General features: G+C 69.3%; 9 protein-coding genes. 4 read left to right on the top strand and 5 right to left on the bottom strand.

The features are described from left to right. Positions 1-35: 35 nt before the first annotated feature. A complete protein-coding gene (locus AC4GY7_RS00115; RefSeq protein WP_491111282.1) occupies positions 36-2,078 on the bottom strand; it encodes a right-handed parallel beta-helix repeat-containing protein in 2,043 nt (680 codons plus the stop codon). Positions 2,079-2,110: 32 nt separating this feature from the next. Next, entirely contained in the window at positions 2,111-3,691 is a 1,581-nt protein-coding gene (locus AC4GY7_RS00110) for a DUF5060 domain-containing protein (RefSeq protein WP_491111280.1), read from the bottom strand. Positions 3,692-3,802: 111 nt separating this feature from the next. Here AC4GY7_RS00110 and AC4GY7_RS00105 point away from each other — a divergent pair, with 111 nt between their 5' ends. Then, positions 3,803-5,068: an MFS transporter gene (locus AC4GY7_RS00105; protein ID WP_491111278.1), complete on the top strand. Its 1,266-nt coding sequence runs from the start codon at positions 3,803-3,805 to the stop codon at positions 5,066-5,068. On the opposite strand, the gene AC4GY7_RS00100 is transcribed toward AC4GY7_RS00105, so the two are convergent. From AC4GY7_RS00100 to AC4GY7_RS00090, 3 genes are read right to left on the bottom strand one after another with little or no spacing between them, the layout of a single operon-like run. Next, positions 5,065-6,528: an FGGY family carbohydrate kinase gene (locus AC4GY7_RS00100; RefSeq protein WP_491111277.1), complete on the bottom strand. Its 1,464-nt coding sequence runs from the start codon at positions 6,526-6,528 to the stop codon at positions 5,065-5,067. The genes AC4GY7_RS00105 and AC4GY7_RS00100 overlap by 4 nt on opposite strands. Then, the gene (locus AC4GY7_RS00095) at positions 6,525-7,478 is read right to left on the bottom strand and encodes a transketolase family protein (RefSeq protein ID WP_491111275.1); all 954 of its coding nucleotides are present in this window, start codon (positions 7,476-7,478) and stop codon (positions 6,525-6,527) included. The genes AC4GY7_RS00100 and AC4GY7_RS00095 overlap by 4 nt, the downstream gene beginning before the upstream one ends. Next, positions 7,475-8,329 (bottom strand): transketolase, encoded by an 855-nt coding sequence (locus AC4GY7_RS00090; protein WP_491111274.1) that lies wholly within the window; start codon positions 8,327-8,329, stop codon positions 7,475-7,477. Before AC4GY7_RS00090 ends, AC4GY7_RS00095 begins: the two co-directional genes overlap by 4 nt. A gap of 91 nt (positions 8,330-8,420) precedes the next feature. Here AC4GY7_RS00090 and AC4GY7_RS00085 point away from each other — a divergent pair, with 91 nt between their 5' ends. The 3 genes from AC4GY7_RS00085 to AC4GY7_RS00075 are packed head-to-tail and all read left to right on the top strand — an operon-like array spanning position 8,421 to position 13,366. After that, entirely contained in the window at positions 8,421-9,404 is a 984-nt protein-coding gene (locus tag AC4GY7_RS00085) for a sugar phosphate isomerase/epimerase family protein (protein ID WP_443585503.1), read from the top strand. 15 nt (positions 9,405-9,419) lie between these two features. Further along, positions 9,420-10,283, top strand: coding sequence for a fumarylacetoacetate hydrolase family protein (locus tag AC4GY7_RS00080; RefSeq protein WP_491111272.1), 864 nt, complete (start codon positions 9,420-9,422; stop codon positions 10,281-10,283). Next, positions 10,280-13,366: an alpha-L-rhamnosidase gene (locus AC4GY7_RS00075; RefSeq protein WP_491111271.1), complete on the top strand. Its 3,087-nt coding sequence runs from the start codon at positions 10,280-10,282 to the stop codon at positions 13,364-13,366. The genes AC4GY7_RS00080 and AC4GY7_RS00075 overlap by 4 nt, the downstream gene beginning before the upstream one ends. Positions 13,367-13,369: the final 3 nt, after the last annotated feature.

The raw sequence follows: 13,369 nt of genomic DNA, 5'->3' as shown, positions 1-13,369 counted from the left end.
GCGTAGCGAAGCAATGACGGTTACCGACAGAATGGCTATCGCGCCTCGCGATAGGCCACCGGCCCCGCCGCCGGCTCGATCCCGGCCGCATCCATCACCTTGCGCGCCGCCGCCGGCCACGCATCGCCCCGCACCGGATGATCGTCGAGGATCAGATTGTCGCCATAGGCATCCCACACCCCGCCGATGCCCTCGCTATTGTGCCAGTTGCCGGTCGCGCGGTTGCCGTAGGTGACGCGCAGCGGGTAGCTCGCCTTGACCGTATTGTCGTTGAGCCACTTGCCCGCACCGTCGACGACATTGTCGCGGACCGTGATCCCCTTCGAACCTTCATCCAGGTACAGCGCGATCTTGCCCGGAATGTCGGACACGTAGTTTTCGGCGATGATCGTGCCGGGGCTCGCCGACAGATTGTAGATCGCGCCGCCATCCTCGAACAATCGCTTGGCGCCGTGGATGCGGTTGTAGGCGACGATCGTGTTCCGGTGCAGAGTCGGGGTCTCGTAGACGAGGTTGGCGGGGTGATCGTAATAGCCGCGCTCGGCCATGCGATAGATCGGGTTGCCGCCCTGGTCGTTGAGGCCCCAGCCCCAGCCGATATCGATCGCGTCGTACGGCACGTCGGACACGTCGTTGTGCAGGATCAGCGCATTGTCGACATAGGTGCTCAGCACCGCGCTATTGTCCTTGAACACCTTGCTGACCGCGGCGATGCGGTTGTTGCGGATCGTGATGTTGCGATCGGCGAGGCGCGGATCGGCCGGATGATGCGCCGATCGGCCGATACCGCCCGCGACGATCGCTCCGGCGGCAAGGTCGGTGAAGACGTTGCGCTCGACGACGATCGACCGCGCGCCGAGGCCGGTGCCGCTCGCATGCGTCGCCGCATCGTTGCCGATGCCCAACGCCACCTGACCCAGATGTGCGAAGACATTGCCGTCGAAGCTGACCCGCTCCGCCGCCGACACCTGCACCGCGGCGGGGATCTGCGCCCAGTCGTTGCGCCGCGTTTCGAATGCGCGGCAGCCCCAGCTGCACGTGCCGATCGGGTCGGCAGGATAGCCCGCGGTGGCGCCGGTCAGATAGGCGCCGCTCTGCTGGTTGGCATAGCCCTCCGCCGAGGATGGCCCCAGCCAGCTGGTGTAGGAAAAGCGCAGCCCCTTGAAGGCGAGGTCGCGCACCGGCCGATCGGGCGTGCCGGCGATCGCGACCAGATACGGGAGGCGCGGCAATTCCACCTTGAGCCGCGCCGGATCGGCACCGGCGGGCGGGCGCAGGTAGAGCCGGCCGCCGCGCGGATCGAGATACCATTCGCCCGGCTGCCGCACGAAGCCCAGCGCATTGCCGAGGTACAACCGCGCATGCTGCGGGCTGACCGGCTTCGCCAGCGTGTCATAGCCCCAGATGTTGTTCGCCCAGCCCGGCTGCCGCATCCGCAGCCTGGCGCCGTCGAGCCGCTCGGCGACGGCGATGCGGTTGGTGAAGAAGCCGGTGCCTTCCACCTCCAGCCGGTCGATCTGGTCGACGCCTTTGAGGCTGGCGAGCGTCGCCGCGTCCAGCGTCAACCCTGCGGTATCGAAGCGCACGGCGTTGCGATCGATCGCGATCCGGCCGCGCGGCGCCAGCTGGTCGTTGACCCACAGCTGCCGCGTGTCGGTTCCTGCCGGCACCTGCGCGACATAGAGCCCGCGCGCCTTGTCGTGCAGCCGCCACTCGGTCACCGCGACGCTGCCGGCGATTACCGGATGCGCGCCCTTCGCTGCCTGCCAGGTGACGCTCAGCCCCTCCTGCCCGCCGTCCTCGGGTGCGAAGGCGAGCGGGCGGTCGAGGCGGTAGACGCCGTCCGCCAGTGTGACGGTGACATCGGCACCGGCATTGCGCGTGCGGACCGCGGCCTGCGCACGGGCGAGCGTGCGGAACGGATGCGCCGCGGAGCCATCGGCGCTGTCGCTGCCGTCCGGCGCGACGAACAGGTCGACGTGGGCTGCGGGCTTGCGCTCGTCCCAAGGCTGCTTCTGCGCGGCGACTGATGCGGAGAGGGTGAGGGCCAGCAGGCTGGCGGCGGTGATCGGACGCATGGCGACTCCGTGCGGATATGGTGAAGGGGGGATCAGGCGCGGCGCAGCCGGACGGCGAGCCACGGCTTGCCGGGGAGCGCCAGCGTCGGCCGGTTCGGGTCCTGCTGGTCGTAGGCGCCCGCCTGCGCCATCGCGAACTCGCCCTCGACCGGCGTCACCGTCATGTTCCAGGTGTCGAGGATCTCGGCGCGATAGCGGTGCAGCGGCTCGCCCGGCTTGCCGGGGATGGCGACCCGCCATTCGGTCGGCTGCGCGTCGCCGAAATAATGCAGGTAATATTCCTGCGGCTTGCCGGCCATGTGATATTGCCACCACGTCTGGATCGGCTCGATGCCGGGGCGCGGCCCTTCCTCCAGCACCTGGCGCAGGAACGCGAGGCGCGGGGCGCTGGTGCCGACCAGCCTGCCCCCCTGCCCCAGCCACGATCCGTCCGCATTGCGCCCCGCCGCGAACGTCTCGCTATGCCCCACATAGGTGCCGCCGATCGTTCCCCACCAGAAGGCGGCGACCATCTGCTCTCCGGTCAGCCGGCCCCAGCGCGCATCGATATCACCCTCGTAGCAGACCTCGTCGAAGATCACCGCCTTGCCAGCAAAGCTGCGGTGCAGCTGCGCCGGAATGTCGCCGGTCACCGCGGCGCCGTTCTGGATGCTGGCATGCGTGATCCACGGTTTGCGGTTGTCGTAATAGACGTGGATGTTGTGGATCGAGCGCAGCCGGTCGTGCGGGTCGGCGGCTTGCAGCACCTGGAACAGGTGATCCCAATCGGCGACCGACTTGGTCTTGATGAGGTCGTATTCGTTGGCCATCGACCACCAGACGTTGCGATACGCCCCCCAGCGTGCCGCGACGTAGCGCAGGTAGCGTTCGTCGTCGGCACGCGTCATGTCCGAATAGCCGCGCTTGGCGTCATAGGGTTGGAAAAGGATGACATCGGCCTCGATCCCAAGGGCGCCGAGCTTGCGGATGCGATCCTCGAAGCGGCGGAAATAGGCCGGATCGAAGCGCGCCGGGTCCCAATCGCGCAAGCCTGCGCCGGTGCGCACGAACGGATCGGTCGCGACCGACGCGACGTTCGGGAACACGCACATCCGCATCTTGTTGAACGGCGACTTGGCCAGCGTCGCCAGCGTCTCGGCACAGCGCGCCTCCGATTGCAGCGCCCAGGAATAGCAGGTGGTGCCGATCTGGCGGAACGGCGTGCCGTCGGCATGGACGAAGTGATAGCCGTCGTCGGTCACCCGCACCGGCCCATGGCTGCCCTTCGCCGGGGCGACGCAGTCGAACGCGCCCTTGGCCTCCGACAGGCCCGGTGCGTTGCCGCGTGTCGTCCAGGTCCAGCGGCCGAGATCGGGCGGGCTGAAGCGGATGCGATACACGCCGTCGCCATCGTAGAAGCCCGGCACCTCGACCTCGGTATCGCCGCGGCGATAGGTCGCCGCGACCGCCACGTCGACGAAGGGGTTGCCGCTTGCCGGTCCGTGCAGCACGATCTCGTGCACGCCCCAGCGTTCGACGCTGCCGCCGGCGCGCGTCGCCGCCATCGCGGTGCCGCCCGCGGCGACGCCCATCGCCACCGATCCCGCCAGCACATGCCGCCGCGTGATTGCCAAGGCCCAAGCTCCTCTCTTCTCAGACTTTCAGCTTAGCAGCACCATTTACAATATCAATGTCCTGTGGTGAGATATCAATAGGAGGCGCCGTTCGCGCCCGGAGAGGACCCGATGAGCAGCCGAGCCGCGACCCCAGAGGCGCCGACCACAGCGGATGCGTCGGCGTGGAAGAATACCATCCTCGCCGGCCTCGCCAATTACATCGACGCCGGCTCGATCGTCGCAGGCGCGGCGGCATTGGCGCTGTGGATGGAAACCTATCGCCTCAGCAACACGCTCGTCGGCGTGCTCGGCGCCTTTGGCCCCAATGCGATCTCGGCGGGGGTCGGCGCGCTGATCGGCGGCCGGCTGTGCGACCTGCTCGGCCGCAAGAGGATCTACCAATATGATATGCTCTTCTACGCCTTCGGCATGCTGTGGCTGGTGTTCGCGGCCTCGGCGTGGATGGTGGTGCTCGGCTTCTTTCTGGTCGGCCTCGCCGTCGGCGCGGACATTCCCGCCTCCTGGTCGCTGATCGCCGAACAGGCGCCCGACACGGAGCGCGGCAAGCACAGCGGCGTCGCGCAGGTGCTGTGGTACATGGGGCCGACCGTCGTGCTGCTGCTGTTCCTCGTCCTGTCGCCACTCGGACTGCTGGGAGCGCGCATCGTCTTCGCGCATCTCGCCATCCTCGCCGTCGCGCTCACCTTCCTGCGGGCGAAGATGCATGAATCGGAACGCTGGCTGGAGGCGCAGGAACGCCCCGCCGCCCGCGCCCGCCTGCGCGACCTGTTCACCCGCCAGCATCTGAAATCCATGGCATTCCTCGCCGGAATGTACGTCTTCTGGAACCTGTGGGCTGGCGTGAACGGATTCTTCTTCCCCTACATCCTCCGCACCGTCGGCAACCAGACGCAAGCGACCGCGGTGGCGGTGCAGTGCCTCAGCTTTCTGATCGGCATGGGTTCGATCGCCTTCGTGTTCATGCGACTGGCCGACCGGGTCAACCAGCGGCTGCTGTTCCTCGCCTCCGCGGTGATCCAGGTCATCGGCATGGCGCTGCTCGCCCTCTTTCCGCTGACGCTGCCGCTCGCCATCCTCCACGTCTTCCTGATGGCGTTCGGCCAGGGCTTCGGCGCGCAGAGCTTCTTCCAGCTGTGGAGCGCTGAGATGTTTCCGACGCTGCTCCGCTCGACCGCTCAGGGCGTGATGTTCGCGGTGGTGCGCGTGTCGCTGGGCGTGTTCAGCTTCTTCGTGCCCGCACTGACCGCGACGGGCTTCACCACGCTCGCGTGGATCCTGACCGGCTTCCTGTTCCTGAGCGGCCTGATCGGCTTCCTCGGCGCGCCGCGCAACGAGGGCAAGTCGCTGGAGGAGATCGCGGCGGCGCGGGGCTAGACGGTGCGTTCGACCGCCCGGCGCCATTCCGCGCGGCGCCGATCGGCGCCGCCGGCGGGAAGCGACGGCGTGAAACGATCGATCGCAGCCTCATCCCACGCCGCATAGCCCAGCGCATCCGCCGCCATCCGCGCCGCGCCGAGCGCGCTCGCCTCGATCGATGCCGGCCGCAGCACGTCGCGCTGCGTCAGATCGGCGAGCAACTGCATCAGCAGTGCATTGCACGTCGCTCCGCCGTCCACGGAAATCGCTGCGATCGGCGCGCCGAGGTCGGCGGCCATCGCATCCAGCACATCGCCGATCTGCAGGGCGATGGCCTCCAGCGCGGCGCGCGCGACATGCGCCGGCCGCGTGCCGAGCGTCATTCCGGCGATCAGGCCGCGCGCGTCGCTGCGCCAGTGCGGCGCGCCCAAGCCGGCGAGTGCGGGAACGAAGCTGACCCCGCCGCTGTCGGGAACCTCCGCCGCCAGTGCAGTCAGCGCCGCCTCGTCCGGCAGGCCGAGCAATCGCACCGCAAACGCCGCCGCCTGCCCGGATACCGAGATATTGCCCTCCAGCGCATGCAGCACCGCGTCGCCGCGCATCCAGGCGATCGTTTCCGACAGACCGTGACCGGATCGCACGCGCGCGGCGGTCGGCGTCATCACCGAGCTGCCGGTGCCGATCGTCACCTTGGCACGGCCGGGCGCGTGGATGCCGTGGCCGTAGAGCGCCGCATGGCTGTCGCCCATCATCGCGCGGATCGGCACGCCGGGCGGCAGGGCGCACACCCCCGCCGCGACCGTGCCGAACCGGGCGTCGGAGGCGCACACCTGCGGCATCAGCCCAAGCGGCACCGCGAACACCTCCGCCAGCCGCGCATCCCAGTCGCGCGTGGCGAGCCGCAGCAACTGGGTGCGGCTGGCATTGCTCGCGTCGGTGGCATGCACCGCACCGGCGGTGAGCCGCCACAGCAGCCAACTGTCGATGGTGCCGCAGCGCAGTTCGCCGCGCGCGGCCCGATCGCGTGCTCCGGGAACCGTATCGAGCAGCCAGGCGATCTTCGCCGCGGGAAACAGCGGATCGAGGCCCAGGCCGCTGATCGCCGCCACCTCCTCGCCCAGCCCCGCCGTGGCCAGCGCCTCGCATTGCGGCTGGGTGCGCCGGCATTGCCAGATCGGCGCGGGCGCGATCGGTACGCCGGTCGCCGCATCCCACAGCACCACCGTTTCGCGCTGGTTGGCGATCGCGACGGCCACGACCTCCCCGGCCGGCACCGCCGCGATCACCTCGGCGATCGCCTCCCGTACCGCCTGCCAGATCGCCTCGGCCGACTGTTCGGCCCAGCCGGGCTGCGGGTGCGACACCGTCATCGGCCGCGATGCCCGCGCCGTCACCGCGCCGCTCGCCGCATCGACCAGCAGCACCTTGGTATTGCTGGTCCCCTGGTCGATCGCCAGGATCGACGGCGCAGCGCTCATCCGCGAGCCGACAGCAGGTCGCGCGCCGCATCGGCGATGCCGGGCGCGGTCAGGCCGTATTGCTCCATCAGCCACGCCGCCGAACCGGTCGGCAGGAAGCCGGGAAAGCCCAGCATCCGCATCCGCGTCGGCGCATGCCGCGCGCAGATCTCCGCCACCGCGCCGCCGAGGCCGCCATGCGCCAGCCCTTCCTCCGCGGTGACGATCGCACCGGTCGCAGCGGCGCGCAGCACCGCGGCTTCGTCGATCGGCGACACGCACGCCATGTTGACGACGCGCGCGGCGGTGCCCTCAGCCGCCAGCGTCTCGGCGGCGGCGAGCGCATGGTGGACGAGCGTGCCGTTGACGATCAGCGCGATATCCCCGCCTTCGCGCAGCACCTCCGCCTCGCCGATCGCGAAGCGCTCTTGCGTGCGATGGAGCGCCGGCACCGGCATGCGGCTCAGGCGCAGGAACACCGGCCCGTCATGCGCCAGCGCCGCCTCCACCGCCGCGCCCGTCTGCCAGGGGTCGGCCGGGACGATCACCGTCAACCCATCGATCGCGCGCAGCCAGGCGACATCCTCGATGCTGTGGTGCGTCGCGCCGAGTTCGCCATAAGCGACGCCGGCCGAGATGCCGCACAGCTTGACGTTGGCGCGCGAATAGCCGCAATCGACCTTGATCTGCTCCATCGCCCGCGCAGTGAGGAAGCAGGCGGCACCGCTGACGAACGGCACCTTGCCGCCGTTGGCGAGACCGGCGCCGACGCTGACCATATTCTGTTCGGCGATGCCGACGTTGATGAGCCGATCGGGAAAGCGGGCGCGGAAGGCACCGAGCTTCGACGATCCCACGGAATCGTTGACCACGGCGACGATGCGCTCGTCCGCCGCCGCCAGCCGCTCCAGCGTGGCGACGAAGGCATCGCGGCAGTCGAACGTGCCGGCGGCCGGTGCGGGCGCGCTCATGCCGCCTGCTCCGCGTCGAGTTCGGCGAGCGCCTGCGCATATTGCGCGGCATCGGGCACGCCGTGATGCCAGCCGGCCTGATCCTGCATGAAGCTCACCCCCCGGCCCTTCGACGTGCGGGCGATGATGCAGCGCGGCCGGCGGCGCGGCGCGGCGGCATCGTCCAGCGCGTCGAGCAGCGCGCCGTGATCGTGGCCGTCGATCTCCACCGCCTCCCAGCCGAAGGCGCGCCATTTGTCGGCAAGCGGTTCCAGCGCATTGGTATCCTCGGTCCGCGCCCCCTGTTGCAGGCCGTTGCGGTCGACGATGACGGTCAGGTTGCCGAGGCCGCGGTGCCCGGCGAACATCGCCGCCTCCCACATGCTGCCTTCCTGCAATTCGCCATCGCCGGTCAGCGCGAAGACGCGATAGCCGGCGCCGTCGATCTGCCCGGCCACTGCTATGCCGACCGCGACCGGAAAGCCGTGGCCGAGCGGCCCGGTGTTGGTCTCGACACCGGGCAGATAGGTGCGTACGGGATGGCCGTTCAGCCGCGAACGCGGCGCGCAATAGGTCGCCAGTTCCTCTTCCGGAAAGAACCCGGCCCCGGCGAGCGCGGTATAGAGCGCGCCCGTGCAATGCCCCTTGCTCAGCACGAACCGGTCGCGGTCCGGCGCATCCGGCCGCGCCGGGTCGATGCGCAGCACGTCGAAATACAGTGCCGCCAGGATGTCGCTCGCCGACAGGTCACCGCCCGGATGCCCCTGCCCCGCCTCGACGATCATGCGCAGCAAACGCCGCCGCATCCAGTTCGCCCGCTCGCGCACATGGGCCACGCGCCCGCCCCGATCCCGCTTCGTCATCATCTCCATGGCCTTGCTATGTGAGATATCAGATCGGTTGACAAGCATATTAGCCGATCCTAGCCACGATACAGCCCTGCGCTCATGCAAGAGGACGATCATGGCCAGCCAACAGAAATATGGTGCCGGCATCTGGCACTTCGCGACCTATGTCGATCGCTATGCCACCGATGGCTACGGCCCGCAGCGTTCGCTTCTCGAGATGATCGACATGGCGGGATCGGTCGAGGACCTGTCGGTCGTCGACATCAACTATCCCTTCGTCGACCCTTCGCTGTCGCTCGACGCGGTGGAGGCGGCGCTCGCCCGCAACGGCTTGTCGGTGATCGGCATCACGCCGGAGATCTACACCCGGCGCTTCGCCAAGGGCGCGTTCACCAACCCCGATCCGGGCATCCGCCGCCTCGCCAACGCGATGGTGACCGACGCCGCCGACGTCGTCCGCCGCTTCGGCGCCGATTACGTCAAGCTATGGCCGGGGCAGGACGGCTGGGACTATCCCTTCCAGGTCGATCACGGCAAGCTGTGGCGGCACAGCATCGACGGTATCGCCGAACTGGCCGCGGCCAATCCCGACCTCAAGTTCGTCATCGAATACAAGCCGCGCGAGCCGCGCGTGCACATGAGCTACGACAGCGTGGCGCGCACCCTGCTGGGTATCGAGAAGATGGGGCTGCCCAATGTCGGCATCCTGCTCGACTTCGGCCATTCGCTGTTCGGCGGCGAAAGCCCCGCCGATGCGGCGCAGCTGGCGATCGACCACGGCCGCCTGTTCGGCATGGACGTCAACGACAACCTGCGCGGCTGGGACGACGACATGCTGGCCGGTTCGGTCCACCCGATCGAATTGTTCGAATTCTTCTACACGCTTCGCAAGAACGGCTGGGAAGGGGTTTGGCAACTCGACCAATTCCCCTTCCGCGAAGACCCGGTGGCGGTGGCCAACTCGGCGATCGGCTTTCTCAAGCATATCGAACGCGCACTGGACACGCTCGATTTCGAGGCCATGCAGGCGGCGCAGGATCGCCACGACGCGGTCGCTGCGCTCGACCTCGCCCGCAAGGCGCTCTTTTCCTCCTATTGATCGGACGGTTCCTTCATGAAACTCTGCCGCTACGGTGCTCCCGGTGCCGAAAAGCCCGCGCTCGTCGATACCGACGGGGCGCTGCGCGACCTGTCGGGCGTGATCGCGGACCTGACGCCCGACCAGCTCGGCCCCGACGCGCTCGACCGTCTGAAGCGGCTCGACCCGGCATCGCTGCCGCTGGTCGAGGGCAGCCCCCGCTACGGCACGCCCGTCACCGGCACGCGCCAGTTCGTCGCGATCGGCCTCAACTATGCCGATCACGCCGCCGAATCGAACCTGCCGATCCCCGAAGAGCCGGTGGTGTTCAACAAATGGGTGAGCTGCATCCAGGGGCCGAATGACCCGGTCACCATCCCGCGCGATTCGACCAAGACCGATTGGGAAGTCGAGCTGGGCGTCGTCATCGGCACCCGCGCCTCCTATGTCGAAGAGGCGGACGCGCTCGCCCACGTCGCCGGCTATTGCGTCATCAACGACGTGTCGGAACGCCACTGGCAGACCGAACGCGGCGCGACATGGGACAAGGGCAAGGGCTTTCCGACCTTCGGCCCCGTCGGTCCGTGGCTGGTGACCGCGGATGAGGTCGGCGATCCGCAGGCGCTGCGCATGTGGCTGGAGGTCAACGGCAAGCGCCTGCAGGACGGCAGCACGGAGACGATGATCTTCACCGTCGCGCAGATCGTCGCTTACTGCTCGCGCTTCATGACGCTGGAGCCCGGCGACATCATCACCACCGGCACGCCGCCGGGCGTCGGCCTCGGCCAGAAGCCGGAACCCTGGTACCTCAAGGCCGGCGACGTGGTGACGCTCGGCATCGAAAAGCTGGGTGAACAGCGCCAGGAGTTCCGCGCCTGGTCGGCGAACCCCGCCGCATGACCGCGCTCGCCGTCCTCGATCTGCGCACCGAATGTTTGCGCGAGCCGATCGGCATCGCCGCGGCGCGCCCGCGGCTGTCGTGGCGGATCGAGGGCGGCGGCCGCAACCTCGCCCAGGCGAGCTACCGCATCCGCGCCACGACTGCCGACGGCGCACCGCTGTGGGATAGCGGCGTGCGGCACGACGACGCCAGCATCGACATCCCCTATGATGGCCCGGCGCCGGGTGCGATGCAGCGCGTATGCTGGGACGTCGAGGTCACCGATACCGCCGGCTGCCAGGCCCGCTCCGCGCCGAGCTGGTTCGAGAGCGGCGTCGCCGAATGGCACGGACAATGGATCGAGGCGGAGGACGTCCACGCCGCCGACGACCGTGCCGCGGGCGTCACCTGGATCTGGGCGGCCGATCCGCTCGCACCCGGCCTCCACGGTTTCCGGCTCGACTTCACGGCGCCCGACGATTGCATCGGCGCAGACGTGCTGGTCGCCGCCAAGGATCATCTGCGCGGCGCCTGGATCAACGGCGAGGCGGCTCCGCTGCTCGAACGGGTCGCCTGGGGCACGCTGATCCCGCTCCACGGCAGCATCCGCCCCGGCACCAACAGCCTCGCCCTCGCCGCAGAGGCCGACACCAGCGGCTTCTTTCCCGTCGACGGCGGCGCGGTCGCCGCGCTCATCCGCCTGCATCGCGCCGACGGCAGCACCGTCCGCCTCGCCAGCGGCCCTGCCTGGCGCGTACGGGCCGAGCCGCCCGCCGGCTGGACCGACAGGAGCTTCGACGCCGCGCACTGGCCGGCGGCGCAGCGGTCCGGCTCGGCGGCGGCTGGCGACCCGCGCCCGCCCGAACCCGCCATCCACCTGCGCCACGCGTTCACGCCCGCCGCCGCCGTGGTTGGCGCACGGCTCTACGCCACGGCGCTCGGCGCCTATGAGGCGCGGATCAACGGCCGGCGCGTCGGCGACGCGCTGCTCGCGCCCGAGATCAGCGTCGCGCGCGACCATCTGCTCTATCAATGCCATGACGTCACGGCGCTGGTGCAGGCCGGCGAGAACGTCCTCGGCTTCACGGTGGCGGACGGCTTCTACGCCGGTGCGTTCGGCTGGCGGATGGAACGCTATGGCTTCGGCCCGGCGCCGCGCCGCCTGCTGGCGCAGTTGCGCCTCGACCTCGCCGACGGCAGCACGCAATGGGTGACGACCGGCCCCGGCTGGCACGCGTCGACCGGCGCAGTGCTCGCCGCCGACATCTACGGCGGCGAAACCTACGATGCCCGGCTGCACCCGACGGGGTGGGATGCGCCCGGCTTCGACGATGGCGACTGGCGCCCTGCCCCGATCGGCGCGACGCCCGACACTGCGCTGATCGCGCAGGTCGCGCCGCCGCTGCTGCCCCGCCACGTGCTCGCGCCGCATACCGTCGCCGAACCGGCCCCCGGCCGCTTCGTGCTGGATTTCGGGCAGAATGTCTCCGGCCATGTGCGCCTGTCCGTCCACGGTCCGGCCGGGCAGACGGTCACATTGCGCTTTTCCGAACTGCTCGACGCGGACGGGCTGGTCGATCAGGCCAACCTTCGCCATGCCGAGGCCACCGATCGCTATACGCTGTCCGGCGATCCTGGCGGCGAGACGTGGGAACCCCGCTTCACCTACCATGGCTTCCGCTACGTCCAGCTGGAGAGCTTCCCCGGCATTCCCACGTCCGACACGGTTCGGGCGATCGTCGTCCACAGCGCCTGCGAGGAGACGGGGGCTATGCGCATCGCCCATCCGCTCCTCAAGCGCATCTGGGACAATACGCTGTGGAGCCAGCGGTCGAATGTCTTCGCCGTCCCCACCGATTGCCCGCAGCGCGACGAGCGGATGGGCTGGATGGGGGATATCCAGGTCTTCCTCGACGCCGCCGCGTTCAACATGGACGTCGATGCCTTCCTTCGCCGCTTCCTGCTGGAGGCGCGCGCCGCGCAGCGTGCCGACGGGGCCTATCCGATCGTCGTGCCGCAGCCGCTTTCCTTCCCCGACGTGGTCACCGCCGGCTGGAGCGAGGCGGGCATCATCCTGCCCCACGGCCTTTGGCAGCGTTATGGCGACACGGCGGTGATCGAGGAGAACTGGGCCGCGATGGAGCGGTGGATGGCGTTCGTCGCACAGCGCAATCCCGATCATATCTGGCGGCACGACCGCGGCCTCGACCTCGGCGACTGGCTGTCGGTCGACGCGATCAAGCCCGACGACGAGACGACGCCGCGCATCCTCTGCGCCACGGCTTACTGGGCGTTCAGCGCCCGGCTGATGGCCGAGATGGCCCACGCCACCGGCCGCGATGCCGATGCCGTCCGCTACACGGCGCTGCGCGAGGCGATCGGCCAGGCGTTCGCCGCCGAACTGGTCGATGCGGACGGGCGCGCCGGCAACGGTAGCCAGACCAGCCAGGTCCTGGCACTGCACATGGGCCTCGTCCCCGCCGACCGCCGCGACGCCGCTGCGCAAATCCTCGCCGCGGACATCCGCGCGCGGGGCATGACCCTGTCGACCGGCTTTCTCGGCACGCCCTATCTGCTCGACGTGCTCGCCGATGCCGGGCTGTGGAATGAGGTCGCCGGGTTGCTGCTCCAGACCCGCTACCCCTCATGGGGCTATATGCCTTCGGTCGGGGCGACGACGATCTGGGAACGATGGAATGGCGACGTCGGCGACCTGTCGATGAACAGCTACAACCATTACGCCTTCGGCGCGGTGGTCGGTTTCTTCTATCGCCGCCTCGCCGGCATCGCGCCGGCGGCGCCCGGCTTTCGGCGCATCGCCGTACGACCGCACTGGCTGATCGAGGTCGGCCGGGTGGAGGCGCGATACCAATCGATCCTTGGCCCGATCGCCACCGTCGTCGACGGCGACGCGCGCGGTCTGTCGCTGCTGGAACTGGAAGTACCGGCCAACGCGGTCGCCGAGATCGAGCTGCCAGCCGATGACGGCTGGCGCGAAGACGGTTTCCTGCTCAACGATCACCCCGACGTTCGCGAGCGGGCGGACGACCCCAGGTTTGTGCGCTTCACGGTCGGATCGGGCCGCTACCGCTTCACACGGTAGCGG

It is taken from the genome of Sphingomonas sp. SP5, from assembly GCF_058313455.1.
The sequence above is the reverse complement of the archived record's forward strand: the minus strand, read 5'-3'. Positions and strand labels throughout refer to the sequence as shown.

Bases quoted from the DNA above. Each gene is read 5' to 3' on its own strand.
- AC4GY7_RS00075 (WP_491111271.1), top strand. From the start codon at position 10,280: ATGACCGCGCTCGCCGTCCTCGATCTGCGCACCGAATGTTTGCGCGAG.
- AC4GY7_RS00105 (WP_491111278.1), top strand. From the start codon at position 3,803: ATGAGCAGCCGAGCCGCGACCCCAGAGGCGCCGACCACAGCGGATGCG.
- AC4GY7_RS00085 (WP_443585503.1), top strand. From the start codon at position 8,421: ATGGCCAGCCAACAGAAATATGGTGCCGGCATCTGGCACTTCGCGACC.
- AC4GY7_RS00080 (WP_491111272.1), top strand. From the start codon at position 9,420: ATGAAACTCTGCCGCTACGGTGCTCCCGGTGCCGAAAAGCCCGCGCTC.
- AC4GY7_RS00090 (WP_491111274.1), bottom strand. From the start codon at position 8,329: ATGGAGATGATGACGAAGCGGGATCGGGGCGGGCGCGTGGCCCATGTG.
- AC4GY7_RS00115 (WP_491111282.1), bottom strand. From the start codon at position 2,078: ATGCGTCCGATCACCGCCGCCAGCCTGCTGGCCCTCACCCTCTCCGCA.
- AC4GY7_RS00100 (WP_491111277.1), bottom strand. From the start codon at position 6,528: ATGAGCGCTGCGCCGTCGATCCTGGCGATCGACCAGGGGACCAGCAAT.
- AC4GY7_RS00095 (WP_491111275.1), bottom strand. From the start codon at position 7,478: ATGAGCGCGCCCGCACCGGCCGCCGGCACGTTCGACTGCCGCGATGCC.